Here is a 25,444-nt window from a genome sequence, read left to right as displayed (position 1 = left end):
TGAAAAAGACCCATAGGCGTAACAAGAGATACGTTTTGCCTATGGGTCCTTCTTTTATTTGTGTATAGGACCCCCTGGGCCGACAGGTAAGCCTAGAAAATACCAAATGAGTAAGAAAGCCGTCCAAAAAATGGATAAGAATATTGTGTAAGGCATGAGACTAGAAATAAGTGAACCTAGCTTCATATTTTTATCGTACTTTTGCGCATAGGTGAGCAATAAAGGTAAATAGGGCATCATAGGTGTGATGGGATTCGTTACTGAATCTCCTACGCGATAAATCATTTGTGTAAATGCGGGATGAAACCCTAATAAAAGTAGCATCGGTACAAAAATGGGTCCGAGTAATGCCCATTTGGCAGAGGCGCTACCGATTATTAAGTTAATCAGACCACTTAAAATGAGTAGGCCTAAGATTAATACGACACCATTTTGATTTTGTAAACTTTCAGCGCCCTTCACCGCAATAAAGATTCCTAAATTACTCCACGTTAAAAACGCTAATAACTGTGCTGCAAAAAAGACAATCACGATGAAGTTACCCATTGAAGCCATTGAATCTGTAAGCATTTGTCCAATATCTTTTGAGCTTTTAATGGAACCTGATTTAAAACCATACACGAGGCCAGGAATGACAAAGACAAGAATAAGGATAATACCAATCCCATTCATTAACGGCGCATCTTCAATCAGACTCCCGGTTTTAGCATTACGTAACCAACTATGTTCAGGTAATGCTAAAAGTGCTATTGCTACCAAAGTAAGGATGAAACTGATGTTGGCCCAACGTACCGCCTTGGCCTCCTTAGGCGTGATAGTGGTGTTTTCAAATGATTCCGTATCATCGATTTGTGAAGCGTCATACGGCCCTAAATGTGGGATAACAATCTTTTTCGTTACATACCACAAAATAGGAAGAAGAAAAAAAGTACTCGCTGCAATGAAATACCAGTTCATTGCAACATTCATTTTAATATTTTTATCGATTAAATGTGCAGCCGGTTCTGTAAAAGCATAAACAAGTGCATCTTGCATGCCAATGAATATATTCGCTGCAAAGCCCCCTAAGGTTGCCGCATATGCCAGTGCTAAACCTGCCACAGGATGATAGCCGAGTTTCATAAAAATCATAGCGACTAAAGGGGGTAAAACGATAGGCGCTGCATCGCCCGCGACATTTCCAATCATTCCTACAAATATAATCACCGGTAAAATAATTTTTTCAGGGGCAATGGAAACGACGTGAATCATTAGTTTATCGAAATAGCCACTTTTTTCAGCCATCCCAATCCCTAACATGACCGCTAAAACGATGCCGAGGGCAGGGAAGGTTGAAAAGTTTTTGACCGCATCATTTAAAAACATCACAAAGCCGTCATGACTTAAAATATTTTTGACTGAAATTGTTTCTTTCGTACCTGGATGAACCACGCGGGTATCAAATTGAGAAACAATCGCCGTCACGATAGCTAAAATAACACACAAACTAAAAAACAATATGATAGGGTCTGGTAGTTTGTTGCCAGTTTTCTCGACAATGTTTAAAAATCGCGTCATCAAAGATTTCTTTTGAACAGTGTTACTCATTACATCCCCTCCATTTTGATGGATTGGGTAGAGTATAACAAAAATCAATGACAGTGAACATATATTTTCGGAAAATTAAGACAAAATATACAAGAGCCGAATCAATACTATTAGACTACCGAAGCTCCACCATAATAAGGCATATTTAAACAATAAACCGCAATAATCTCTTATTAAAGAACGTGCACGAAAAACAATAGGTGAACTTGCGCCATACCCAACAAGTGAGAGGCCTTGTTGTTGACCGATTTTCAACGCACGTAAGATATGAAATTCACTCGTCACACAGACCCCTTTTTGATGAGGAAAAAACGGCTTTGAATAGGCCATGTTTTCGACTGTATTAGTCGATTGATCCTCCATAAGGATTTGTTTTTTGGGAACGCCTTGTGCCAACAAGTAACGTTGCATCGCTAGAGCTTCTGAAATGGGTTCATCAGGCCCTTGCCCGCCAGAAACGATAAATATAGGAGAGGATTTTGACTGATTAGCCAGCGATAAAGCTGTATCAAGACGGGATTTTAACATCGGTGTCACTTGCTCAGTAAAAATGCCTGCGCCTAAAATAATAAATCTATTGGATGGCACTTGTGGAGGGCGCTGTGCAATGAGAAATGTAAACCACAAGTAAAAAGGCCAAGTTAAGACAAAACAAAGTGCCAATGCCCCTAGAAGATAGAAAGGGAGTGACCATCCCCCAGGCATGAGTGACGCTAGGAAATGCGTACCAACGCATAGACTTAAAATCGCTAGCGTGTATCCATTGATTTTTTTCATAAATTTGAGACCGCTTGAAGAGGTAATGTTATCGCGCATTTTCCAAATAAAGAAAAGATAGAGACAGAAAGAGAAAACATATTGACTCCACGGGTGAATATGTGTAAATTGTTGAAATGCGATTAAAACCATATGCAGTACAAGAATAATAGAAAAAAATTCGATACGGAAATTCAAGTTTTGTTTTACATTAATAATAAAAAACAAACTTAAGAGGATAGATGTTATAATAAACGAGACTAAAATCATTATTTTGAACCCTTGACCTTTCAATTCGTAATGATAAAAAATTTTGTGGTGCGTTTTAAGACGATAAGGATGAACTCAAATGATAGGAAATATACGTTTGTCAAACTGATACGAATATTATCATGATGTCTTGTATCGTCATTATACATGCTTATCAGTAGATACTAAACATATGCAAGACCTTCATATTAAAATATACTATGGAAATTAGACGAGGTGGAACGAATGACCAAAGAAATGGCGAAACATGTTGGATTTATGGGAGAATTTATGACTAATTTAAATGCCCTCACCGCAGCGCTATTAAAAGATTTGCGGAATAAATATGGAATATCCAATGAACAATCGAGTGTATTACTGATGCTTTCTCATGATAAGGCACTGACGCTTACTGAGATTACGTTACGTCAAGGAGTGAATAAAGCAGCAGTGAGCCGACGAGTCAAAAAATTGGTAGAATTACAACTTGTAAAATGGGTTCACTTAGAACACTCTTATGACAAGCGTTTAAAGTATATTTCCTTAACAGAGGCTGGTGTTCAATATGTGAGAGAATCACGACGCATTATTTCGGATTTAGCTTCAGAAATGCTTTTTGATATTCCACTCGACCAAATTGAACAAACATATGACGTCTTAGCACAAATTGATGAGCGTGTAAAATCTCATCTTAGAAAAATGTAATCAAACGACAAATGTCAAAGCGTATGAGGTCGGTCTTTCGCATGAGGTTAAATTGAATGATTTCATGTAAAATAGACATTCTAATATTTTTAAAGCGAGGAGGTGGCCACATATAATGGAACAATGTCCGCATTGTCATTGCAACCGACTAGGTGACGACATGAGATGTAAACAGTGTCAATGTCAAGTTTCATTTTCAAAAAGTACATCGAAACCGTCTGCATCAAAGCTTAAAACAAGAGAAGAAGCCGAACAGAAAGAGAAGCAACTCAAGTTGAAGCGCATCATTCCGCTCGGCATAGTTGGTTTTATTTTGATTCTTCTTGTCATATTATTTTTATTATTAAGAAACTACAATTCTCCTGAAGCACAAGCAAACTTATTGATTAATGCGATTGATAATGATGATGCCTCTCGTGTTGGGAGCCTTTTAAGTTCAAAATCGAATAAAGTAGGTAGAAAAGAAGCGGCTACTTATATTCAATTTATTAAAAAAGAAATAGGGATGACGCAATTTGACAAAGAAGTTCATCAAACTATTCAACATTTAGATCAAAATAGCACTGTGGCCCAATATATTAAAACAAAAGATCAAATTGACGTCTTACGTATCAGTAAAAATGGACGACGTTATTTTATTTTTGATAATTTAGGGTTTCAAGCACCGACAAAACAAGCAGAATTAAAAGCCAATTTAGATGCCACTTATCGTTTTGAGTCCGATGGTCGGGAGAAAAAAGTTGTTGCCAAAAAAGGTCAAACTGTCTCACTCGGTCATTACATACCCGGAGAATACAGTTTATCTGCCAAAAAAGAAGCGAAGAGAGGCACTTTCGAAGGGCAATTACGCTTTAGCTCTAAATCAAGTCATAATGAAACAATGCCAGTGACGGAAGATTTTGATGCGGCACAAGTTGATGTGAACTTAAAAAATGCGAGCGGATTAGACGAGAAAAAAACTATAATCATAAATGGAGAACGTCTTCCTTACACAAGTGCACAAGGTTTTGGCCCGTTTCCAGTGAATCAAGACTTAACGGTTCAAGTGGAAGGAGAAAGCCATGGAAAAACGTTTAAAACGGAAGAAAAAACCATTAAGAAAAATGATTTAAAAACCGTTAATGCGGTTACGTTATCCTTTGATAAAGATGAAATTGAATCCCATAACAAAGAACAAGAAGATACGATTGTGAATAAAATTAATGATTTTTTTAAATCATACACGAGTTCACTTAATGACGCTGTAGATGATCGCACAGTAAAACCCGTATCAAGTTATGTTTTGAAAGAGAGTCAATATTATGATGTATTGAATGACAGCGTAAAAGAACGCCGTTTATCCTCTTTGAAATCGTCTAATGTGGAGAATGTGAGTCGTCAAGGTGATTTTTATTCTGTGATCGTAAATAATGAAAATACGAACGGACAAGTGCAACAAGGTCATTATTTATTAAAGGGAAATGCAGACGGTGAAGATTTAAAAATTGTTAACTATGAACCGTATCGTTAATTTAAAATGAGAAATATTTTATATAGAAGAGCCCTTGATGTGAAGAACATTAAGGGTTTTTTTATGATTGAAGTGTAATAAATGCGTATGATAATCGCTAAAATGGGAATAATAATCATGCATATCTTTAGAAATATACTAGTGAATCAGTTAATATAGGAGAAGTTAGTTTTTTTAATAGTTGATTAAAACACAATTTTTCTACACATTAGATTGATTGTTGAATTATGTATGAAGTTATTAAGAGAAAAAATAATGAATGGCATTATTAATTATAGTAGGAAATTCATAATCAAAATTAATATATTTTCAAAGGGGGAAATGGGTTGGTTAGGATGCCAAAACAAGACTTACGAGTGAAAAAAACAATTGCCAAATTGACAGAAGTACTTATCATGTTATTACAAAAGCAACGATTTTCTAAAATTACCATTAATCAAATTTGTATGGAAGCAAGTGTACATAGAACGACCTTTTATAAGCATTTCAAAGATAAAAATGAACTGTTGATGCATGTGCTTGATGCAACGACTAAACCTTATTTTAATAATGATGTAAATAAACGTATGTTGGAGCCTTTTTCGTGTTTGGAACAAACATTAAATGTTGTGATGCGAGACATATTAAAACGACAAGAAGATGATCCCGTCTTTTACAAATTGCTCGTTCAATTTTTTACCCAGTCTATCAATACAGACGTGCAAGTTTATATTAAAAAGTTACCTAAAGACCAACGTTTCCCATATGAAGTGTTTGGATACGTGCAAACGGCTATTATTTCCTCACTTAATCAATGGCGTATCGATACAAATACGGAATTTGACGCTACGATGCTAGACCATATTTATCAAACATTAATGCGCTATCGTCTTTCTAAGTTATAGTACATACAGCATGAAATTTAATATTTCGACAAACTGTCTTCAACTTTGACGTTGTAGGCAGTTTTTTAGGTTCTATAATAAATCGGACTGATGTATAAATAACTTCATTTATTTGATTGTTCCATAAAGTCTCGCTTTTCTAGGCGCCTCACCTCAACTAATTTTAATATTGAGATAATCTCAATATTAAAATGGATTTTCGGTTTCGGCTAGATGCCTCAGAAGTCTCGGCTTAGGAACTAATCAAATATGCTATATATTCACAAGCGTTATAAAATCTATTTTACGACTCAGTTTTACTGATTTAAAGAGTATTAAAATAACCAACAACGTTCAAGAATTTATACTCTTACAACAAAAAAGGAGTTTACTCCTTGATTTAATGTGACCAGTCCAATTTGACAGAGAACCTTTTTTTAATGAAGATGAGAAAGAGCGTATGCATAAAAACTTAATACAACGTTTTAGTTCATTAAAGGATAACGTTGAATCATAGCTATAAATAGAAAGCCATCAAAATTTACGTTTAGATAAATTTTGATGGCTATTATAATACCATTTAAGAAAGTATATAAGATTCAGACAAGTTTTATTACATAAATTAATGAACAAATAAATGCAATAGTTTAGGTCTTATTTCACCTTAACGTTATTTCATTTTAGGACGTCGATTTCTAAAGAATAAACTTATAAAATAGAGTGCAGTGGCAATGCCAGAAAAAATAATCGCATTATGAAGTCCATTCGCTTCAACAAGTAATGTGGAAGGATCGATATGGCCTAAATATTGCTCAACTTTCGTCGCCATTTCTTTTGCAGCTTCACGGACAATATATAAAATAGCTACCGGAATCAACGTGGCACAAACAGCGATAATGAAGTTAAGTATTTTGATTAACGTTCGATTAAAGACGAGTGTTAAAATAGCTAAAACAACATTTAGAAATACAAGGATAAAAAAGACATGTATCATTGTAAGTAATATATTTAAACTATTTTCAAGATCACTCGTATCAATATACGATTGTTGGGTTAAATTTTGAATCACTTCTTTAAATTGATGATAATTCACAGTTTGGTCTAAAAAGTTAAGTTGAAATAGCGTATTGTAAAACATGTGATAAGCTGAAATGACTGAGAGTGCCAAAGCAATCAGCGTTAAAATGAAACTCACCCAAGAGCGACGCTTCTTAGCATAGAGATGGTTTCGATGAAGAGGTTGATCATTGAATTGTTGATCAAAATCTTCACTGCGTGGTTGTGAAGATTTCATAAATGACTCCTTTCAGTTTCGATGTTTAATCTTTCGTACAAAATACAACCCATATTATAGTATATTCATATCTAAAATCATAGTTTAACTTTATCTTTAGGAGATGGAAAACTTATGAAATACGAATTAAAATCTGTCGCAGAATTAGAAAATTGGCTTGAGGAACATCCATTAGCTGTCGTCCACATTTATAGAGAGACTTGTAGCGTTTGCCATGCGGTCTTACCTCAACTCGAGGCTTTAATTGACTATTATCCAGGTGTAGATATCGGAATGATAAGTGCGGATACAGTTCCTGAAATTGCCGGGGCTTTATCGATTTTTACTGTGCCAGTTGATTTGATTTTTTATGAATCTCATGAAGTGCATCGTCAAGGACGGTTTATTCGATTTGATGAGTTTGAAAAACAACTTTCTCGAATTTATGAAAGCATTCATAGTTAAAACGTATTATAATGAAAATAACACAACTATTACTGCAAAAGTGAGGGATCCAATTGAAACGTTACGTCATGAGTAACTTGATGGGACGCTATTTATCTCATCAAAGACATATTAAGTTTAAATCACAAGCTGAAATCGATGCATTTTTAGAAAAGAGAGAAGCATTAAATAAAGAAAAACATAAACAACCGGATCAAATTAATATAAAGTCCAATCTCGTCAAAGACATGTTCGATGATATGCAAGTCTTTCGTTTCAATTTTGGTCATCATATAAAAAATAAAATTTTATATATTTATGGAGGGACATTTGTGCTTCAGCCTTCTGTCTTTCATTGGCGCTTTATGGATAAATTAGCTTACGAGACGTTACATGAAGTAGTGCTTCCTATTTATCCGAAAGCTCCTGAATATACTTATAGAGACACTCATGAAGCGATTGAACAGGCCTATCGCCGTTTATTAAAAGAAACGGAACCTTCAAATATTGTCATTATGGGAGACAGTTCGGGTGCAAATATGGCACTCAGTTTTGTTCAAAAACATTTGAAGGAACAAGAATTACCTTTACCAGGTCAAGTTTATCTTATTTCTCCGTGGTTAGATTTATCACTTTCTAATCCGGACATTACAGAACAAGTCCAGAAGAAAGACCCACTGCACAATGTTTCAAGTTTACAAGCCATTGCTAAAGTTTGGGCGGATGATTTAGAGATTAAACATCCACGTGTGTCTCCGCTCTACGGGCCAGTGAGAGGCTTGCCACCTGTTTATATGTTTGGGGGAACCATTGAACTATTTTATCCAGATATGTTGAAATTAGAGTCCTATTTTCAAGCAGAACAGCAACCCATCCATTTTTATCAATATAAAGATATGGTGACAGCATTTCCGTTATATCCAATCGTCGAATCTAGAAAAGTACTCAAACAAATCCGAAAAACAATCCAACATCCCTAATGGCAATGGGAAGTGTTGGGCTAAGGTTCAAACGTCCCACTTATTCCTATCGCAACAATTAAAATAGAATGACGAACATTTTTTATTATAATATATCTCAATACATGATTGTTCCGTGCAATCATGTATTTTTTTTAGTAGAATAAGAATTGTAATTCATGTGACCCTTTTATGTGTGAGTGAAGTGATACTATTGAACAATGATTATTGATTCCGGAGTTAATATTAAGATAACGGAACGTTTTCATTGGTTATGAGCATATTCTGGGGCACTTACCCGACTATGTTATGCATAGGGATGGGATATTTTGGAAAGGGGATTGTTATGGATTTATTGATAGGAACATTGTTTTTAGTTCTTGTACTTGTTATTTTTACATTATTTACATATCGCGCGCCTAGTGGCATGAGAGCTATGGGGGCATTAGCGAATGCGGCTATTGCGTCATTTTTAGTCGAAGCTTTTAATAAATATGTGGGGGGCCAAGTGTTTGGCATAAAATTTTTAGAGCAACTTGGAGATGCTGCTGGAGGCCTAGGTGGGGTTGCCGCAGCTGGATTGACTGCACTGGCAATTGGTGTTTCCCCAGTTTATGCGCTTGTTATTGCAGCTGCATGTGGGGGCATGGATTTACTTCCAGGCTTTTTTGCCGGATACATTATCGGTTATTTAATGAAGTATACAGAAAAATACGTCCCAGATGGCCTTGATCTTTTAGGTGCAGTTATTGTGATTGCACCGCTCGCAAGACTTATTGCGATGGGATTAACCCCAGTTGTTGATAATACGCTTGTAAAAATTGGAGATATCATTAAAAGTTCAATGGATATCAATCCGATCATCATGGGTATTATTTTGGGAGGAATTATTACGGTTGTCGGCACGGCGCCCCTTAGTTCGATGGCACTGACTGCTTTATTAGGATTAACAGGCGTTCCTATGGCTGTCGGGGCAATGGCCGCGTTTAGTTCCGCGTTTATGAACGGGACTTTATTCCACCGATTAAAATTAGGAGATCGTAAATCAACAATCTCTGTGAGTATCGAACCGTTATCACAAGCGGATATTGTCTCGGCCAATCCGATACCTGTCTATATTACAAACTTCTTAGGTGGGGCCACTGCTGGACTGGTAATCGCTATGAGTGGCATGATTAATGATGCGACAGGAACAGCAACACCGATTGCAGGATTTTTAGTCATGTTTGGATTTAATCATTGGATGACGGTGTTGATTTATGGAGTTGCAATGGCGATTATAGGTGCTGTTTGGGGCTTTATCGGATCGATCATTTTCAAAAATTACCCGATTGTGACAAAACAAGATATGATAAATCGTGGCGCGACAGATGCATAAATAAAACAAACCCAAGCAAATTTTGCTTGGGTTCGTTTTATTTTTTAGGGATGCCAATGGTGTGGCCTAATTGTTCAGGAAAAGTGATATCTCCTTGTGAAGCTTGATATGTTTGAATATGGGCATAAACATCATCCGGAAAAGGCGCAGGTTTTCTAGTATTTCGATCCATTCCCATCATCATTGTTTCTGCTGTAGCACAAACTTCTTGTGTTGTGGCATTATATAAAGTTTGGAAAAAGTGCGTTCGTTTTTCATCCATATCATAAATAGCAATTTCAACTTTAAATGGTGTGTCTTTTTTTAATTCTTTAATATACGTAATATGATTTTCAAGTGTGAAAACAGTATAATTTCTAGCATCTCGTTCGCTGTTTGTTAATCCGACTTGATCATGAAAATGATCGATGGATAAACTAAAGACGTGTGCATATTCAGCATCGTTCATATGGCCGTTACGATCGATCCATGCCTCATGGACGTGATCTTTATAAAAAATTGGATATTTTATCATTACAGTTCCCCCTTGGATATGCATGGAATACTTTTATCATAACCTATTATTCTCGTTTTATGCATTTCTTAGTGCGTTAAATATGATATAGTTGAAGTATCAATGGAATGATGGAGGAGATATGGGGTGGCCAATCAAAGAGAAGTAAGGAAAAATGAACATGTGAAGCTCGCGTTGGCACAAAATACTTCAAATATTTCGGATTTCGACCGTGTTCATTTTGTCCATCATGCGATTCCAAATATCGACATGAATGACGTGGATTTAAGTGCGAACTTTCCAGATTTTAACTTGTCCAAAGCATTGTTCATCAATGCCATGACGGGTGGTTCTGAATGGACGATGGAAATCAATCAAAAGCTCGCCCATGTTGCAAAAGCAGTCGGCATCCCCATGGCAGTAGGGAGTATGCATGCGGCATTGAACAATGAAGCGGTAGCACATTCCTTTAAAATCGTGAGACAAGCGAATCCAGAAGGTATTGTATGGGCCAATGTGAGTGCAGATATCACTTTGGAGGACGCAAAACGGGCCATTCAAATGATAGAGGCCAATGCACTACAAATTCATGTCAATGCACCTCAAGAATTAGTCATGCCTGAAGGAAGTCATAACTTTAAACATTGGTTACAGTCAATCGAAGCAATTGTTAACGGTGTTGACGTACCTGTGATTGTTAAAGAAGTCGGATTTGGAATGAGTTATGAGACAATTATGCAGCTCATTCAATGTGGCGTCACATACGTAGACGTAAGTGGCAAAGGCGGTACAAATTTTGCCTCTATTGAAAATGAACGGCGCTTAAATAAAGATATGTCCTACATGCAAGATTGGGGTCAATCCACAGTCATTTCGCTTTTAGAAGCTCGAAATTTAAATAATCGCATTTATATTTTAGCTAGTGGAGGTATACGTAACCCTCTTGATGCGATTAAGGCGTTACGTTTAGGAGCCGAAAGTATCGGCATGTCACGAAATATATTGCAAATTGTTCAAGAAGAAGGCGTCGATGCCGGCATCGATTATTTAAATGCCTTTCATGAACAAATGAAAAAAATAATGACATTGCTAGGTGTGAAAGACATCAATGAATTGCGTCAATCTTCAATTGTAATAGATGATTATCTTAAATCCTGGATGCAACAACGCCAGTTGTATTAAAAGAAGACAATATGCGACAAAGCCTTTTTACTTTGTTGTGTATTGTTTTTTTTATTTAGAGTCTTGCATTGTGAGATAATGTGGCGTATACTTTTAAATCGTAATAATTACGATTTAAAAAAGTGGAGGGTCTAGGTATGAATAAAATTCCAGTAACTGTCTTAAGTGGTTATCTTGGATCAGGGAAAACAACGTTATTAAATCATATATTGAATCAACGTGAAGGACGTCGCATTGCGGTCATTGTCAATGATATGAGTGAAGTTAATATTGATAAAGATTTGGTTGCTGAAGGTGGGGGACTGTCACGCACAGATGAAAAATTAGTGGAACTTTCGAATGGCTGCATTTGTTGTACATTGCGTGAAGACTTATTAAAAGAGGTAGAGCGTATCGTTAAAAAAGGGGGCATTGATCATATTGTCATTGAATCGACAGGAATTTCTGAGCCAGTGCCTGTTGCCCAAACATTTTCTTATGTTGATGAAGCGTTAGGGATCGATTTAACCGAAATTTGCCAATTAGATACGATGGTGACAGTGGTCGATGCCAATCGATTCATTAATGACTATCAATCCGGAGATATGTTGTTAGATCGTGATCAAGCTGTTGGAGAAGAAGATGAAAGAACGGTTGCTGATTTATTGATTGATCAAATTGAATTTTGTGATGTGCTCATTTTAAATAAAGTTGACCTCGTGTCTGAAGAAGATGCGAACCGTTTAGAGGCGATGTTACGCAAATTGCAACCTTCAGCAGAAATCATTCGCACTGTAAATTCTGAAGTTTCATTAGATAAAGTGCTAGATACTGGGAAATTTGACTTTGAAAAAGCCAGTCAATCTGCGGGTTGGTTACAAGAATTAGAAGCAGGTGGACATGAGACACATACACCAGAAACAGAAGAATACGGCATTTCTTCATTCGTATACAAACGTCGTTTACCGTTTCACGCTGAACGTTTCAACCACTGGTTAGAAAATATGCCAGAAACGGTAGTCCGTGCAAAAGGGATTGCATGGCTCGCGCAGTATAATCAAGTAGCTTGTTTAGTATCACAAGCAGGAACAGCTGTTGACATTCATCCGGTAACTTTTTGGGTGGCAGCCATGCCTAAAGCTGAACGCGCAGCAATTCTACAAGAACGTGAAGATGTTCGTGCGGATTGGGATCCAGAGTATGGAGACCGACATACGCAACTTGTAGTGATTGGCATTGATTTAGATAAAGAAAAAATTGAACAAGAATTAGATGCGTGTCTTTTAAATCGTCAAGAAATTGATGGAGATTGGTCTCAGTTGAATAGTCCTTACGGCTGGGAAATTGTAAAACAATCATAAATTAGAAGTGACTTCAAACTGTCCTCAAAGTTCAACTTTGTGGGCAGTTTTTTGTATCCTTTTTTGCAACTTTAGCTAGAGGGGAAGTAAATGAAAAAAAGAATCTGGCGTGTAGCCAGACTCTTTTTATGGTTTAAAAATGTTAATAAATGTCGTAATAATAGGAACCCCTAATAAGTCTACTAAAAAGGCACCTACGATAGGAACGACAAGGTAGGCTCTTGGTGAGTTTCCAAATTTTTTCGTAATAGCGTCTAAGTTTGCCATCGCATTAGGTGTTGCACCTAATCCATGACCGATAAACCCACCAATCATAACAGCCGCATCGTAGTCTTTACCGAGTAAGCGGAAGACAACAAAAATTGAGAATAACGCGACAAAAATGATTTGGCAAATTACAATTGCTACAAGTGGTAATGCGAGCTCATAGATTTCAGTAATGTTAATACTCATAAGTGCAATAGATAAGAATATGCCTAAAGAAACATCGCCAATATGGTTTGTGAATTTTAAATCGATTAAGTTGAGATTACCATATTCTGAAATGTTACGGATAATTACGGCGATAAACATTGAAACCACATAAAGTGGGATACTAAAGCCTGTCATATTTGTAAATAAATCCCCTAAGTAGGTTCCAACGGCCATACAAAATAATAAAATCGCAATTTGAATGAAAAATATTTCTGAAAAATTAAAACGTTTATGTAAATGTGTATTTTTTTCGATTTCTGAGTAATCTTTTTGTTCAGCAACAGATTGCTTTGGAGCGAGGTCATGCTTTTTAATGAGATAACGCACTACGGGTCCACCGATAAGGCCGCCAGCCACTAATCCTAATGTTGCTGCAGCAAGTGCTGCTGTGACAGCAGATTCAATGCCATAAGACTGAATCGTTTGGCCGTATGCAGCGGCATTACCGTGTCCACCTTCCATTGACATGGCACCTGCAGTTAAGCCAAGCAATGGGTCAATACCTAAGACTTTAGATAGTGAGACACCAATGACGTTTTGCATTGTTGCAAGGACACCACAAAGAATCCAATAAACAATTAAGACTTTTCCACCAAGTTTCAAGAGTTTGAATGAAGCGCCTAGTCCAATCGTTGTGAAAAAGGCCAACATAAAAAAGTCTTGGAAAAACTTTCCATTTAATTTAATAGTTAAAATACCTGTGCTAGATAAAATCGCTGTTAAGATTGCAAATATTAAACCACCAATTACCGGGGACGGGATACTCAAACGGCTAAATATAGCGACCCTGTTGACAATGGCGTTCCCGATTAATAATAGAAACACTGCCAAACACAAGGTTGATATTTCATTTAATTCAATCATGCTGGGTGATCCTCCTCGTATAAATAATGAGAGCGCTTTAAAACGCTCACGTCATTATATTATACTATACCTCACCTGAAAATCTATATTAAATTCGTGTTAAATACATTAATATATTTTTACGTGTAAAATATCTATTATGCTAAATATAAATTATTTATACTTTTTGCGGTAAGTAGAGGGAGGCATATCAAAGTGTTTACGAAAAGCTTTTGAAAATAATAGCGCATCATTATAACCGACGGCGTGGGCCACTTCTTGTATCGACTTTGAAGACGTCATTAACATTTGAGAGGCGTGGTACAAACGCAAATAGATTAAATATTGTTGAGGAGACTGATCCATCCATTTGATAAAGAGTTTATAAAGATAACTACGACTCACTTTTGCATGGAGTGCCACATCATCAATCGAAATAGGCTTCATATAGTGACTATTCATATAATTCACGGCAGCTTGTACATTCGAATAGATTTCGATTTGATCACTTTCAAATGATTGCGGGCATAATTGTGTCAGCAAATATAATAAGCGATAGAGATCACTCATGTGCTGAATATCATCTGAATTTGCAGTTTCATAGGTAATGGCACGGGTGCAAATTTGATAGATAATTTTAGATATATCTGATGTATCTTGATTAACTACGACAGGATGGTGCATCAGTGTCGTGCGTGCTAAAAAATCGAGGGCTAGATGTCCACTAAATCCAACCCAGTGATATGTCCAAGGATCATCCGTAGACGCTTCATAGTGGACTTGCATGCCTTCTTGTAATAAGAATAAATCTCCAGCTTTAAGCGCGTAACTTTGATTTTGGTAAGTAAATGTACCTGTGCCTGACATAATAGTATGTAATACGGCAGGTTTAACGACGCGATATGAGTAACTGACATTCGGGGTGCCGACTTCGATGCCGCATTCATCAATATTTGCTTCAAAATGATTTTTTTTAAATAACTTCCATAATAATTGCATGAGAATGACACCTCATTGATTTAATGGAAACATTTTACCATATTTTGGGTCGATGATTATATATTCGGAGTGAAAAAGGTGTGCTAAATTATGAAAGTACAAAAATAAGTAATGTTATTATTTGGAGGATTATTATGTATATAGAAAAAAAGACCATTGAACAGTATAGAGATAAAAATCGTTTAACATCTCCTAGACACATTACACCTTATATGAGTCAAAACGAATATTTCAATACTTTTTGCGAAGAAGAAGCCGCTTCAGTCATTACAATTGAGAATCAATGGACGATAGAACAGCATCAATCATTTATAGTCACAAAGCCATCACAAGGGGAAGGCTCGAACGCACCACAAGATGTGTTATCGCGTTGTTATACATTGCAATCTCACTTTCACGTGAATGATTACAATCGAGTTAATGACTACCACCTCATCATCAATGAAATCAAACTTCCGACATTTATATTTATTGATGAGCAAATGGTGACTTATATTGAGCCTGAAGACACTTATCATCGTATAAATGTAACGCCATTTGTTCAAGAAGGCCATAATCACTTAAAAATGATCTGTTTTCCAGTAGCTCATTGGTATAAACAAGCTCAAATCCATGATTTTTATGAATCTATGCATATCGTCGCACGTGGCTATGATCGTATTGAAGATTTTGATATTTTTTGCCAATTTTATCCGACGTTAGGCGTCATGCAGCCGACACTCCATATCAAAGATATTGAAGGTGCACCTCAAATTACCTATCAATTGTTAGACCAATTTGGGGACATCTTGCAAAAAGGTGACATCGATATTGATACGCCGAATTGTTTAGATATGGACACGATTTCAATTGAAGAAACACATATTCATCATTTAACTTTAATGCTTGAAACACAAGATGAAGTCATCATGCATGATATCCAATTGCACTTTCTACAACCTTTAGCACATCAAGCAATGACGAAGGTGATTTCATGCTAAAGAGAGAAACAATAGCAGTGTCTAACTAAGTGTACATTTATTATTTTGAAAAAATGGGTTATTAAATAAGATATTTTATGTTCTATATCTTAGAACTCTTGTCAAATTTAAAGAAGCGTGTATAATTCATATCATAAAACTATGATTTGAGGAGAAATGACCCATGTCAAATGAATTAAGAAGTCAGAAACATTATGGGGCTTTAGCGTTATTGCCTTTAGTAGTGTTTCTTGTTATTTATGTGGGCGTTGGTTTATATTTTACTGCTATTGGAGCAAAAGATGCTTTTGATAAATTACCACGTCACGTCGCTATTTTTATAGCAATTGCAATTGCATGGCTTGCGTATGATCGACGTACCCCTTTGCATAAAAAGGTTAAAATATTCACAGAAAATGCGGGTTCCTCTGGAATTGCAGAACTTGGTCTTATTTTACTTCTTGCAGGTGCGTTTGCAAGTGCAGCGAGTGCTTCTGGGGGTCAAGATGCGTTAGTGAATATGGGCTTATCTATTATTCCTCCTAGTCTACTCATACCTGGAATATTTGCGATGAGTGCCTTTGTCGCTACTGCAATGGGAACTTCCACAGGAACACAAGCAGCCTTTCTACCGATTGGTGTTGCGGTTGCACAATCTGCAGACTTGAATGTGGCGGCTGCGGCTGCGGCTGTGATTGCAGGGGCTTATTTTGGAGACAATTTATCCATCATTTCAGATACAACGATTGCCGCAACTACAGGCGTAGGGGCTAACATGAAAGATAAATTTAGAGCGAACTTCCTTATTGCACTTCCAGCAGCGATTATCACATTTATTATTTACGCGATCGTTGGGGGAACTGGAAAAGTTAAAGGGGATTTATCTTATAATATTATCGATGTGATCCCTTACTTGTTTGTCCTTATAGCCGCTATTGCAGGAATGAATGTGATGCTTGTCCTTCTTTCAGGGATTGTGATGACAGGTATCTTAGGGATGATTCAAGGTAAAATTCAATTTTTTGAATGGACGTCTAAGGTCGGAGAAGGTATGGAATCGACCTTCAGTATCTTTTTAGTCGCATTTTTAATTTCTGGACTTGTTGCGCTCATCCGATACTATGGGGGTATCGATTGGATTGTTGAAACGATGAAAAAACAAGCCCGCGGACGTAAAAGTGCTGAATATTCAATGGGGATTTTATCTGGTGTATTATCAGCCGCGTTAGTCAATAACGTTGTTGCCATTTTAATTGCAGCACCTATTGCTAAAGAAATTGGTGAAACGGCGCGCATTGCACCGAAACGAATGGCCAGTATCCTTGATATCTTTGCCGCATGTGCTTTGATGGTTTTACCACATGACAGTGGGATGTTAATGGCAGAACAATTTGGCCACGTCTCTTATATAGAAGTTTTACAATTTTCATTTTATCCCGTGATTTTGATTTTATGTACAGTGATATCTATTCATTTGGGAATGTTTAAAACAAAAAAAGCATCATAAATAGGCATATATTTTAAATAAATGAGCGCTCAAAATTCAATTTGTTAATGAATTTTGAGCGCTTTTTTAGTGCATTATTTCCAAGTGGCCTTCGGTTCGACACAGTCCCGTTTTCGCATATGAGAGACAAAGGGATTGCCTTTAACGGTATATCTTAATGGCGCCTCAGTCCATGTACCTTTGTTAGGAATACCGATACGCGGACTTTCCAAAATTTCCCTCGGATATTTACGCTGTCGTGTATCAATTTTGAGACGACCTTCATTAAGACGTGAGCCATCAATAGATCTCGGGATATTTAAGGCAGTGGTCCATTTTCCAGGACCATTTGTGATTTCGAAACCTGTTTTCCCACGATTTTTCTTCATGATGTCAATGCCGTCTTCCGGTTCTATCGCACGAATTAAGACGCCTTCAGGAGTACCTTCAGCTTGAGTGACAAAATTAATAAGCAAGTAACGGTGCATCATATGACCATAAATCGTGCCTCCTAATTGATATAAGGAGTTGACTTTTGGCGTGCGTTTACCTTGAAAGCCGTGGGCAGCACGGTCTTTAATACCTAAATAAGCTTCAGTTTCAACGATATATCCACTAAAAGTTGTTTGAGTATCTTCGTAAATCAGTTTAACGCCAAGTAAATCTTTCGCAATTTCTTCGGTCGTGCGTTGTATAAAATCCATCAAACTGGCCTCCAAAATATATTTACCTTTAGTGTATCGAAAAAAGAGATTGTCCTTCAAGAATGAAGGTGCTTTTACAAAATCATTAAAATACGTTTTTGTTTTTTGAAATTCAATATTTATTTTTTACAAAAGTTTAATATACTTGTGTTAAGATTTTAAATGTATAACAACTTTAGGGGGACATGAGATATGAATGTAACGCAACAAGTTGGTTTTCTCGAAGCGTTTAAATTATTTTGGACGAATTATTTGAATTTTAAAGGGAGAAGTCGACGTAGCGAATATTGGTGGGTCGCCTTATGGCATCTCATCATTACTTTGACGCTTCTTATTTTAGGTGTTTTAACGCTATTCGTCCTTCTAGTCGTAGGTGTTGTTCTTTTATTTGCGTTGGCTTTGTACGTGCTCGCAACCATTATTCCGAACTTAGCTTTAAATGTTCGACGCTTCCATGATCGTGGCTTTTCGATGTTAATACCGATGCTTTCATTTGCAGTTGGCATAATCTATAATATTATCAATGCTTTTACAAAACGTACAGAAGTAGCAGAGATTGGCCATTCAACCATTACAAACCATACTGGGTTTATTCCATGGCCCGTATTAATTATATTTTTAATACTTTTGTTAGGATTAAATATCTTTGTATTTGTAGTCAGTTTATTAGATAGCCAAGAAGAGACAAATAAATATGGACCGTCTCCAAAATATGTCCCTTATTCAGGGGCTTACAGACAGATGCATAATGAGGGTGTATCAAATGAAAGAAGCATGACGTAATAAACACAGGAACCTTTACATCCAAATGATGATACATCATCTCAAAAAAAAGATAACTTCATGAAAGATTAAAACATTCAATAAGGATACGTGCAGAACAAAAATCGATATGATGGATGTTCTGCTTTTTATATTTATAAAATCATGAAGAGGACTATGTAAAATATACATGTCTTTATGACAAGTATATTTGTCAAAATATGAGGAGTCATGTATACTGAATTTAATAAATGAAGAAAGGGCGTTGCTTATGTCATTAAAAGTATCCAATGTCAGCAAGAGATTTCAACAAGTTACGGCTGTTAAAGATATTTCTTTTGAACTTGAAACTGGCAAAATGTTAGGGTTTCTCGGACGTAATGGAGCAGGAAAGACAACTACATTTCGTATGATTTTAGGTTTAACTGAGCCATCAGAAGGTGAAATTCATTTTAACGGTCATAAAATAAACACTTCAAATTATAATGAAATAGGTTATTTGCCAGAAGAACGCGGATTACATGCAAAATTAAAAGTGGTCGATGAGTTAACGTATTTGGCGACTTTAAAAGGTATGAATAAAAAAGACATAAAAAAAGCCATTGATTACTGGCTTGATCGCTTCCAAATTACAGAACATCGTGATAAAAAAATTGAGTCGCTTTCAAAAGGGAACCAACAAAAAGTACAACTTCTCGCAAGTATGATACATGAGCCTCAGCTCCTTATTTTAGATGAGCCTTTTAGTGGATTAGACCCGGTCAATGTAGAATTGTTGAAAAAAGCCGTCATTGACCTTAATCAACAAGGAACGACGATTATTTTTAGTTCCCATCGAATGGAACATATTGAAGAATTATGTGATGATGTGTGCATTTTAAATCGTGGCCAAATGGTCGTGCAAGGTCCGCTTCAACAAGTCAAACGTGAAAGTGGCTATCAACGTGTGATTGTAGATGCGGATTACGATTTACAAGATCTTGCGACGTTACCAGGGGTTCTCGAAATGAAAATAACGCCCAAGGGGACACTTTTTATGATTGAAAATGAACAGGTGGCACATCACATTTATCAAGAACTCCAAACAAGAGGGTTTGTCAGACATTTTGAAATATTAGACCCTACGATTCAAGAAATTTTTATTGAAAAAGTGGGTGACATTCATGAGTAAGTTTTTAGCAACGTTTAAAATGACGTATTTTAACAAATTAAAGTCTAAAGCTTTTATGATTTCAACGATACTTTTTATTTTAGTCATCGTGGGGCTAGCGAATGTTGATAAAATCATTCAATTCTTTGATAAAGGCAACGATAATATCGCAATTGTGACACAAGATGACCGTGTTTACCAACACGTGAAATCGATGGGGGAAAGCTTACATAAAGAGATTCATTATGAAAAATTAAGCCCATCCAAAGTTGATAAGGCCTTAAAAGATGAAAAAATTAATCGGGCGTATGTCATTAAAACACAAGGAGACCGTTTATCGGCGACGATTAAATCAACCTCTGAACCGTCTGAGCAAGACCAAAAAGAGCTACAAACCATTTTGACACAACTCCAATCTCAACAAATAGCCGAGAAATTGGGACTCTCTCAAGATGAACAACAGCAATTGCTGACACCGAGCACCATCGACACACATGTCGTTAAAGATGCGAAAGGGGCAAGCATTAATCAAAATGAAAAGGGGTTTAGTTCATTTATTGTCATGGTCGGTAGTCTTTTGATGATGTTTATTATCATTAATTATGCCAACCAAATCGCCATGGAGGTCGCTACTGAAAAAACATCCCGTGTTTCTGAAATGATTATTACCAGTGTGAAACCTTCCCTCCATATTATTGCAAAAATTTTAGGCGTTCTTGCTGTAGCGCTTACACAATTGCTTATTTTAGGCCTCACGGTTTTAATCTGTGCTTACGCGTTTGATTTTACGCAAACATTAAAAGGTTTAGACTTTGTGGTCACGCCTCATATTTTACGATTAATTACCTTTGGTGTCCTTTTCTTAATTATAGGTGTCTTTGCCTATGTGATATTTGCAGCTATTCTCGGCAACTTGACGGCACGTATTGAAGACATTGGGCAAACGATGATGCCTTTAACGATGCTCATGTTGGCGAGCTTTTATACAGGCTATATCGGTGGGCTTACGAACCCAGACAATATTATTGTCAAAGTTGCGAGTTATGTTCCATTTTTCTCACCATTTGTTACATTTGCACGTTTATCAATTCCTGAAACGCCAACATATGAAGGAATTATCGCAATCGTGATTCATCTCGTACTGATTGTAGTGCTCTTCTATTTTGCGACGAAATCTTATAAAAATGCGGTCCTTACTTTTGAAAAAGGTTGGTGGAAATCACTAAAACGTACTTTTAAAAAATCCTGATAACAAAAAGCGAGCGCCTAAAGATAGGTTGAGCTCGCTTTTTAAGTTGAAAACTTGCTGATTGTATCATACAGTATTGAAGAAATCGTTTTAACAACAGGTGTGAGGAGAAGAAAATATGAACTTTTTGTATCCAACTGCCATTTTTATATTAGCAGGACTGTGCGAAATCGGAGGAGGCTACCTCATTTGGCTTTGGCTGCGCAACGATCAATCCGCGTGGCTAGGATTATTTGGGGGTCTATTATTAATGGCATATGGCGTCGTCGCTACCTTTCAAAGTTTTCCAACTTTTGGTCGTGTATATGCAGCGTATGGCGGTGTTTTTATCGTACTCAGTTTATTATGGGCGTATTGGATTGATCATGAACCCCCGGACAAGTTTGACGTGATAGGCGCATTGATTTGTATTGTTGGCGTATTGGTCATGGTCCTGCCTTCAAGAGGATAAAGAAAGACAGGGAAATCATTTCCCGGGTAATAGTATATTTTAAGGGTGACATTTGATAATGATTGAGGTGGATGCGTGATTCACATTTCCTCAAGTTGAATTAATCTTTTGAGTGATGATTGGGAAAATATGATGTTGAATGAGGAGTTGTTGCCATGCGAACACGATTAAAAGAATTACGTGCGCGTGAAGGGTATAATCAAACTGAACTTGCTAAAAAAGTTGGCATCTCAAGGCAGACGGTCTCTTTAATTGAACGTCAAGAGTTTATGCCCTCGATTTTAACCGCACGGGTTTTCAACACAACTGTTGAAGACATATTTATATTCGAAGATCACGAGTTTAAAGCATAAAAATCCTCTTACACATTGTGAAGGGGATTTTATGCTTTAAAATATATCAAATAATGTTTTATGTTTATTGACAGTAGATTTTAAATGTTTATTTCAATTTTAAAATGTCGAGGATTTGTGTGGCTCGTGCTTTAAAATCAAATTCTGATTGGTTGGGCATGTGCCCTTTTTCTATGAGCATTTTTAATGCATCAATTTTGTACTGCCAACCTGCAAAATCCATCCCTAGATGTTCGATAGTTTGGGGGAGCGATTCATGGAGGTGTAGAGAAGTTTCATTTGGACTTAATGCTGTAAGTGTCATTTCAACTGTCCCTGTCGCCCATTCAAACTTTATTTGTGTGGGTTTTGTATATTCCCAAATATGCATGGCTATAGGCGTTTGGTTTTCTAATTGGAAGTAAAGCTTATCCTCATCAAAGGAAAGCTCTGGAAACCATTGTTGAATCCCTTTATTCGTACTGAGATAGTGAAACAGTGTTTGAATATCTGTTTCATAGGTTTTAGTAAGTGCTTGAATCGCATGGGTTTTAGTTTTAGAATATTGAACTTCCATGAGCATCACCTCTTCTTTTATTGCGTTGTGGAACAACGCATCAATAACGTATTTAATTTCTTACGTCGTTCCTCTGTAATAAAAGGATTTTTTAGCGCATAGGAAAGCTTCTCTTTGTTCTTTTTGTCATTATAATACACATCATTAAGTGCCTGTACGGATAAACGCGTGTCTACAGGCGCCATTTTAAGCAATTTAAGACGACTGTCAGGCGCGACTTTACCTTCTTGAATCACTCTAAAATAACATCCTGTTTTACCCGTCGCCATCATCCGCTTCATAATCCCATTATATTGATATTTTTGTTGGATTTTGCGACACGGCTCACGAATTTCTGACACTTCTATAATGGCTTCTCCTAATTGATATCGGTTACCAAAATACAATTCTGTTTCATCAATGCCATCCACTGAAATATTTTCACCGAAAAAAGCATAGGGCGGAATAGGTGAGATGACATCTTCCCACATAGCGTAATGATCCGTACTATATAAACAAACGGCTTTATCCGGGCCACCATGACCGTGATATTCCTGCTCATCGCCCTCAAATCCAAGGCGAGACAACCAAGTCTCATGTTGGAGGGGGACTTTGTTCATCGCACTTTTTAATGAGGTATGATCATAATGCAATGTTTCTATTTTACCTGTACAAATCGCTGTAATCGAATATTCCATAATTTACCTCCAAGATAAGTGTTAGTCCTATTGTATAAGAAAAATAGCAAAACGTCTTGTAGAGGATGGTATTTTATGTGTATTCATGTACAATAAAAGTAAAGGAAAAAGCGTAGAAAGGGTCGGCATAAGATGGACACAAAACAATTAAAATTATTGACATTGAAAGATGCAGTCGCGCAAATTGAAGATGGTATGACTTTAGGCATTGGCACAGGGAGTACGATTGAATTGTTAATTCCTGAAATTGCAAAATTAATGGAGCAAGGCTATCAGTTACGAGGGGTATGTACTTCGGAACGAACAGCGTATCAAGCGAAAATGTTGAATATTCCAATCTTAGATATTAATGATGTTCAAAAGATAGATTTAGCCATTGATGGCGCAGATGAAATTGACCCAAACTTGAATCTCATCAAAGGCGGGGGTGGCGCCTTATTTAGAGAAAAAGTGATTGATGCTTTTGCAGAACGCTTTGTGGTACTTGCGGATGAATCGAAATGTGTAAACTACTTAGGGGAGACATTTAAACTTCCTGTAGAGGTGGATACGTTCAACTGGTACCAACTTGGAAAGCAAATTGAAGCCGCATATCCGGTAAAAGCTTATCGCCGCATGGTCGAGGACACGCCGCTCATTACGGATAATGGAAATTATATTTTAGATGTCGAGATGTCGTCAGCTCAAGATCCTTATGAGTTTCATGAATTCTTAATTCATTTAACAGGCGTTTTGGAGACAGGATACTTTTTAGACCTTGCAGATGAAGCTATTATAGGAACAAAAAAGGGCGTCAAAATATTGTCTAAGTCAACAAAATAACAAAAAGACCGAGGAGGCATTTGTCTCTTCGGTCTTTTGATTATCGACGTAAACGAGAAGCACGTTCATTTGTAGCGTGGTCATTCTCTGTAGGTGCTTCATCTTCTTGTACAATTGCACGCGCACGTGTTTCTTCATCTACATCCATGTCATGATTATGGGCTTCATGATGCTCATGATTATGTGTGTGCTCATGATGATGGTTGTTTAATGCATGATGACGCGTTTCATGATGATGCGCTTCATGATGATGCGCTTCATTGTCTGTTTCTTCAATATCATGTTCACGTTGTTGGTCATAAAACATCGGTGTGTCATCGTCATCACCTTTATGACGTGGCGTCAATAAACGTTTGATTAAACTTACAACAATGACTATAACGGCGATAGCAGCTGTCGCATAGGCGAGGACTTGCATCGAAAACACATCGCCAATTTCTTCACTGAAGAAGAAAACTTTTGCGAAAGACATAAATGCATGAAATAGTGTCGCAATATAAATAGAATGGCCGCCTGTACCGCGCACAAGCTCACCGACAATCATTGAAAATGAAAATACATAAATGGCACTATACATCGTGTATGGCATACCAAAAGCCGTATTCACATCCCAAATTAAGTACAATAAGCTGACGCCGATATTTGCGAATAAAAATGGTAATCTGCGTTCAACAATATTCAATAAATATGAACGGAATCCAAATTCGATGAAAAAGGCCATGAATAAGTGTCCAATTAAAATGGTCCAAATGGATTCAGATAAGTCTTTAGCTTGTAATAGAATAAAGCTATCAGCAAATGTGTTAAAGCTATACATACCAATAATAAAAATTACAAATGGTATCGTTAAAGCGAGTAAAAGGCGTTCAATGACCTTTAAATTAATGCCTAATTTGAAACCTTCTAGTTGCTCTTTTTTATGTTTGAAAATCAATAAGCAAATAATAGCGGCAATAAATGGGCCTAAACTATTTAATGAGAACACGAAATTTTTCAAGCCGGATGCTTCTTGAAAATCTCGTAAAATCACGGGACTGGCATATGCGATGACAAAGAAGACAAAGATTGTCATTGCCCATTGAAAGCCTGAAATACGCGAATGGTTCATAATTAATCCTCCATATTCAGGGTACGCAAAATAATAGTAAAAGCGATGTGTAAATATGTAAAATTCTATCACATGCTTCATTTCATAATCTAGCTTACATTATAACGGTATA

General features: G+C 36.7%; 26 protein-coding genes and 1 pseudogene. 16 read left to right on the top strand and 11 right to left on the bottom strand.

Going from position 1 to position 25,444, the window contains the following annotated elements:
* Nucleotides 1–54: 54 nt before the first annotated feature.
* Nucleotides 55–1,587, bottom strand: a complete 1,533-nt coding sequence (locus G8Y84_RS10835) for an AbgT family transporter (protein ID WP_107372080.1) — start codon at nucleotides 1,585–1,587, stop codon at nucleotides 55–57.
* 75 nt (nucleotides 1,588–1,662) lie between these two features.
* Nucleotides 1,663–2,364 (bottom strand): YdcF family protein, encoded by a 702-nt coding sequence (locus G8Y84_RS10830; protein WP_182470773.1) that lies wholly within the window; start codon nucleotides 2,362–2,364, stop codon nucleotides 1,663–1,665.
* Between the two features lie 474 nt (nucleotides 2,365–2,838).
* Here G8Y84_RS10830 and G8Y84_RS10825 point away from each other — a divergent pair, with 474 nt between their 5' ends.
* From G8Y84_RS10825 to G8Y84_RS10815, 3 genes are all read left to right on the top strand, one after another.
* Nucleotides 2,839–3,297, top strand: coding sequence for a MarR family transcriptional regulator TcaR (locus G8Y84_RS10825; RefSeq protein ID WP_037575010.1), 459 nt, complete (start codon nucleotides 2,839–2,841; stop codon nucleotides 3,295–3,297).
* 115 nt (nucleotides 3,298–3,412) lie between these two features.
* Nucleotides 3,413–4,807 (top strand): membrane-associated protein TcaA, encoded by a 1,395-nt coding sequence (locus G8Y84_RS10820; protein ID WP_037575008.1) that lies wholly within the window; start codon nucleotides 3,413–3,415, stop codon nucleotides 4,805–4,807.
* Nucleotides 4,808–5,142: 335 nt separating this feature from the next.
* A complete protein-coding gene (locus G8Y84_RS10815) occupies nucleotides 5,143–5,691 on the top strand; it encodes a TetR/AcrR family transcriptional regulator (RefSeq protein ID WP_103158955.1) in 549 nt (182 codons plus the stop codon).
* Between the two features lie 649 nt (nucleotides 5,692–6,340).
* On the opposite strand, the gene G8Y84_RS10810 is transcribed toward G8Y84_RS10815, so the two are convergent.
* A complete protein-coding gene (locus tag G8Y84_RS10810) occupies nucleotides 6,341–6,964 on the bottom strand; it encodes a hypothetical protein (RefSeq protein WP_037575004.1) in 624 nt (207 codons plus the stop codon).
* 114 nt (nucleotides 6,965–7,078) lie between these two features.
* On the opposite strand from G8Y84_RS10810, the gene G8Y84_RS10805 reads away from it, so the two are divergent.
* Together G8Y84_RS10805 and G8Y84_RS10800 are read left to right on the top strand one after the other, a co-directional pair.
* Nucleotides 7,079–7,408, top strand: a complete 330-nt coding sequence (locus G8Y84_RS10805; protein ID WP_165806358.1) for a thioredoxin family protein — start codon at nucleotides 7,079–7,081, stop codon at nucleotides 7,406–7,408.
* Nucleotides 7,409–7,461: 53 nt separating this feature from the next.
* Nucleotides 7,462–8,367: an alpha/beta hydrolase fold domain-containing protein gene (locus G8Y84_RS10800; RefSeq protein ID WP_037575000.1), complete on the top strand. Its 906-nt coding sequence runs from the start codon at nucleotides 7,462–7,464 to the stop codon at nucleotides 8,365–8,367.
* A gap of 318 nt (nucleotides 8,368–8,685) precedes the next feature.
* On the opposite strand, the pseudogene G8Y84_RS11440 reads toward G8Y84_RS10800, so the two are convergent.
* Nucleotides 8,686–8,784: pseudogene (locus G8Y84_RS11440) on the bottom strand (hypothetical protein); the annotation flags it as partial.
* On the opposite strand from G8Y84_RS11440, the gene G8Y84_RS10795 reads away from it, so the two are divergent.
* Nucleotides 8,738–9,724: a PTS sugar transporter subunit IIC gene (locus G8Y84_RS10795; protein ID WP_229717311.1), complete on the top strand. Its 987-nt coding sequence runs from the start codon at nucleotides 8,738–8,740 to the stop codon at nucleotides 9,722–9,724. The pseudogene G8Y84_RS11440 and the gene G8Y84_RS10795 sit on opposite strands and share 47 nt — an antisense overlap.
* A 37-nt stretch (nucleotides 9,725–9,761) precedes the next feature.
* On the opposite strand, the gene G8Y84_RS10790 is transcribed toward G8Y84_RS10795, so the two are convergent.
* Complete coding sequence (locus G8Y84_RS10790; RefSeq protein ID WP_103158957.1) at nucleotides 9,762–10,238, bottom strand: thioesterase family protein; 477 nt, start codon at nucleotides 10,236–10,238, stop codon at nucleotides 9,762–9,764.
* Nucleotides 10,239–10,364: 126 nt separating this feature from the next.
* On the opposite strand from G8Y84_RS10790, the gene fni reads away from it, so the two are divergent.
* A complete protein-coding gene (gene fni, locus G8Y84_RS10785) occupies nucleotides 10,365–11,399 on the top strand; it encodes a type 2 isopentenyl-diphosphate Delta-isomerase (RefSeq protein WP_165806356.1) in 1,035 nt (344 codons plus the stop codon).
* A 137-nt stretch (nucleotides 11,400–11,536) separates the two neighbouring features.
* Nucleotides 11,537–12,739, top strand: a complete 1,203-nt coding sequence (locus G8Y84_RS10780) for a GTP-binding protein (protein WP_151364714.1) — start codon at nucleotides 11,537–11,539, stop codon at nucleotides 12,737–12,739.
* Between the two features lie 126 nt (nucleotides 12,740–12,865).
* On the opposite strand, the gene gltS is transcribed toward G8Y84_RS10780, so the two are convergent.
* Together gltS and G8Y84_RS10770 are read right to left on the bottom strand one after the other, a co-directional pair.
* A complete protein-coding gene (gene gltS, locus G8Y84_RS10775) occupies nucleotides 12,866–14,077 on the bottom strand; it encodes a sodium/glutamate symporter (RefSeq protein ID WP_037574992.1) in 1,212 nt (403 codons plus the stop codon).
* A 153-nt stretch (nucleotides 14,078–14,230) separates the two neighbouring features.
* The gene (locus G8Y84_RS10770) at nucleotides 14,231–15,055 is read right to left on the bottom strand and encodes an AraC family transcriptional regulator (RefSeq protein WP_105965502.1); all 825 of its coding nucleotides are present in this window, start codon (nucleotides 15,053–15,055) and stop codon (nucleotides 14,231–14,233) included.
* A gap of 134 nt (nucleotides 15,056–15,189) precedes the next feature.
* Here G8Y84_RS10770 and G8Y84_RS10765 point away from each other — a divergent pair, with 134 nt between their 5' ends.
* Both G8Y84_RS10765 and G8Y84_RS10760 read left to right on the top strand, forming a co-directional pair.
* Nucleotides 15,190–16,035, top strand: coding sequence for a hypothetical protein (locus G8Y84_RS10765; RefSeq protein WP_105965503.1), 846 nt, complete (start codon nucleotides 15,190–15,192; stop codon nucleotides 16,033–16,035).
* A 163-nt stretch (nucleotides 16,036–16,198) separates the two neighbouring features.
* On the top strand, nucleotides 16,199–17,521 hold the full coding sequence (locus G8Y84_RS10760; protein WP_037574985.1) for a Na+/H+ antiporter NhaC family protein: 1,323 nt from the start codon (nucleotides 16,199–16,201) through the stop codon (nucleotides 17,519–17,521).
* 74 nt (nucleotides 17,522–17,595) lie between these two features.
* On the opposite strand, the gene G8Y84_RS10755 is transcribed toward G8Y84_RS10760, so the two are convergent.
* Nucleotides 17,596–18,204 carry a DNA-3-methyladenine glycosylase gene (locus G8Y84_RS10755; RefSeq protein WP_037574983.1) on the bottom strand — a complete coding sequence of 203 codons (609 nt, stop codon included), beginning with the start codon at nucleotides 18,202–18,204 and terminating at the stop codon, nucleotides 17,596–17,598.
* Nucleotides 18,205–18,396: 192 nt separating this feature from the next.
* On the opposite strand from G8Y84_RS10755, the gene G8Y84_RS10750 reads away from it, so the two are divergent.
* From G8Y84_RS10750 to G8Y84_RS10730, 5 genes are all read left to right on the top strand, one after another.
* Nucleotides 18,397–18,987, top strand: coding sequence for a DUF805 domain-containing protein (locus G8Y84_RS10750; RefSeq protein WP_165806355.1), 591 nt, complete (start codon nucleotides 18,397–18,399; stop codon nucleotides 18,985–18,987).
* Between the two features lie 250 nt (nucleotides 18,988–19,237).
* The gene (locus G8Y84_RS10745) at nucleotides 19,238–20,137 is read left to right on the top strand and encodes an ABC transporter ATP-binding protein (RefSeq protein ID WP_037574981.1); all 900 of its coding nucleotides are present in this window, start codon (nucleotides 19,238–19,240) and stop codon (nucleotides 20,135–20,137) included.
* Entirely contained in the window at nucleotides 20,130–21,365 is a 1,236-nt protein-coding gene (locus tag G8Y84_RS10740; protein ID WP_165806354.1) for an ABC transporter permease, read from the top strand. The genes G8Y84_RS10745 and G8Y84_RS10740 overlap by 8 nt, the downstream gene beginning before the upstream one ends.
* A 118-nt stretch (nucleotides 21,366–21,483) precedes the next feature.
* Nucleotides 21,484–21,816 (top strand): YnfA family protein, encoded by a 333-nt coding sequence (locus G8Y84_RS10735; RefSeq protein WP_103158962.1) that lies wholly within the window; start codon nucleotides 21,484–21,486, stop codon nucleotides 21,814–21,816.
* A 155-nt stretch (nucleotides 21,817–21,971) separates the two neighbouring features.
* The gene (locus G8Y84_RS10730; protein WP_165806353.1) at nucleotides 21,972–22,169 is read left to right on the top strand and encodes a helix-turn-helix transcriptional regulator; all 198 of its coding nucleotides are present in this window, start codon (nucleotides 21,972–21,974) and stop codon (nucleotides 22,167–22,169) included.
* Between the two features lie 88 nt (nucleotides 22,170–22,257).
* Here the strand turns inward: G8Y84_RS10730 and G8Y84_RS10725 are convergent, their stop codons facing one another.
* A complete protein-coding gene (locus G8Y84_RS10725) occupies nucleotides 22,258–22,725 on the bottom strand; it encodes an SRPBCC family protein (protein ID WP_037574972.1) in 468 nt (155 codons plus the stop codon).
* Nucleotides 22,726–22,742: 17 nt separating this feature from the next.
* On the bottom strand, nucleotides 22,743–23,402 hold the full coding sequence (locus tag G8Y84_RS10720; protein WP_105965505.1) for an MOSC domain-containing protein: 660 nt from the start codon (nucleotides 23,400–23,402) through the stop codon (nucleotides 22,743–22,745).
* 132 nt (nucleotides 23,403–23,534) lie between these two features.
* On the opposite strand from G8Y84_RS10720, the gene G8Y84_RS10715 reads away from it, so the two are divergent.
* Nucleotides 23,535–24,224, top strand: a complete 690-nt coding sequence (locus G8Y84_RS10715; RefSeq protein ID WP_037574967.1) for a ribose 5-phosphate isomerase A — start codon at nucleotides 23,535–23,537, stop codon at nucleotides 24,222–24,224.
* Nucleotides 24,225–24,264: 40 nt separating this feature from the next.
* Here the strand turns inward: G8Y84_RS10715 and sdpC are convergent, their stop codons facing one another.
* On the bottom strand, nucleotides 24,265–25,332 hold the full coding sequence (gene sdpC / locus G8Y84_RS10710) for a peptidoglycan release complex CPBP-like subunit SdpC (RefSeq protein ID WP_165806352.1): 1,068 nt from the start codon (nucleotides 25,330–25,332) through the stop codon (nucleotides 24,265–24,267).
* Nucleotides 25,333–25,444: the final 112 nt, after the last annotated feature.

The organism is Staphylococcus sp. 11511212, assembly GCF_011394755.1.
GTDB classification, from domain to species: domain Bacteria; phylum Bacillota; class Bacilli; order Staphylococcales; family Staphylococcaceae; genus Staphylococcus; species Staphylococcus chromogenes.
The sequence above is the reverse complement of the archived record's forward strand: the minus strand, read 5'-3'. Positions and strand labels throughout refer to the sequence as shown.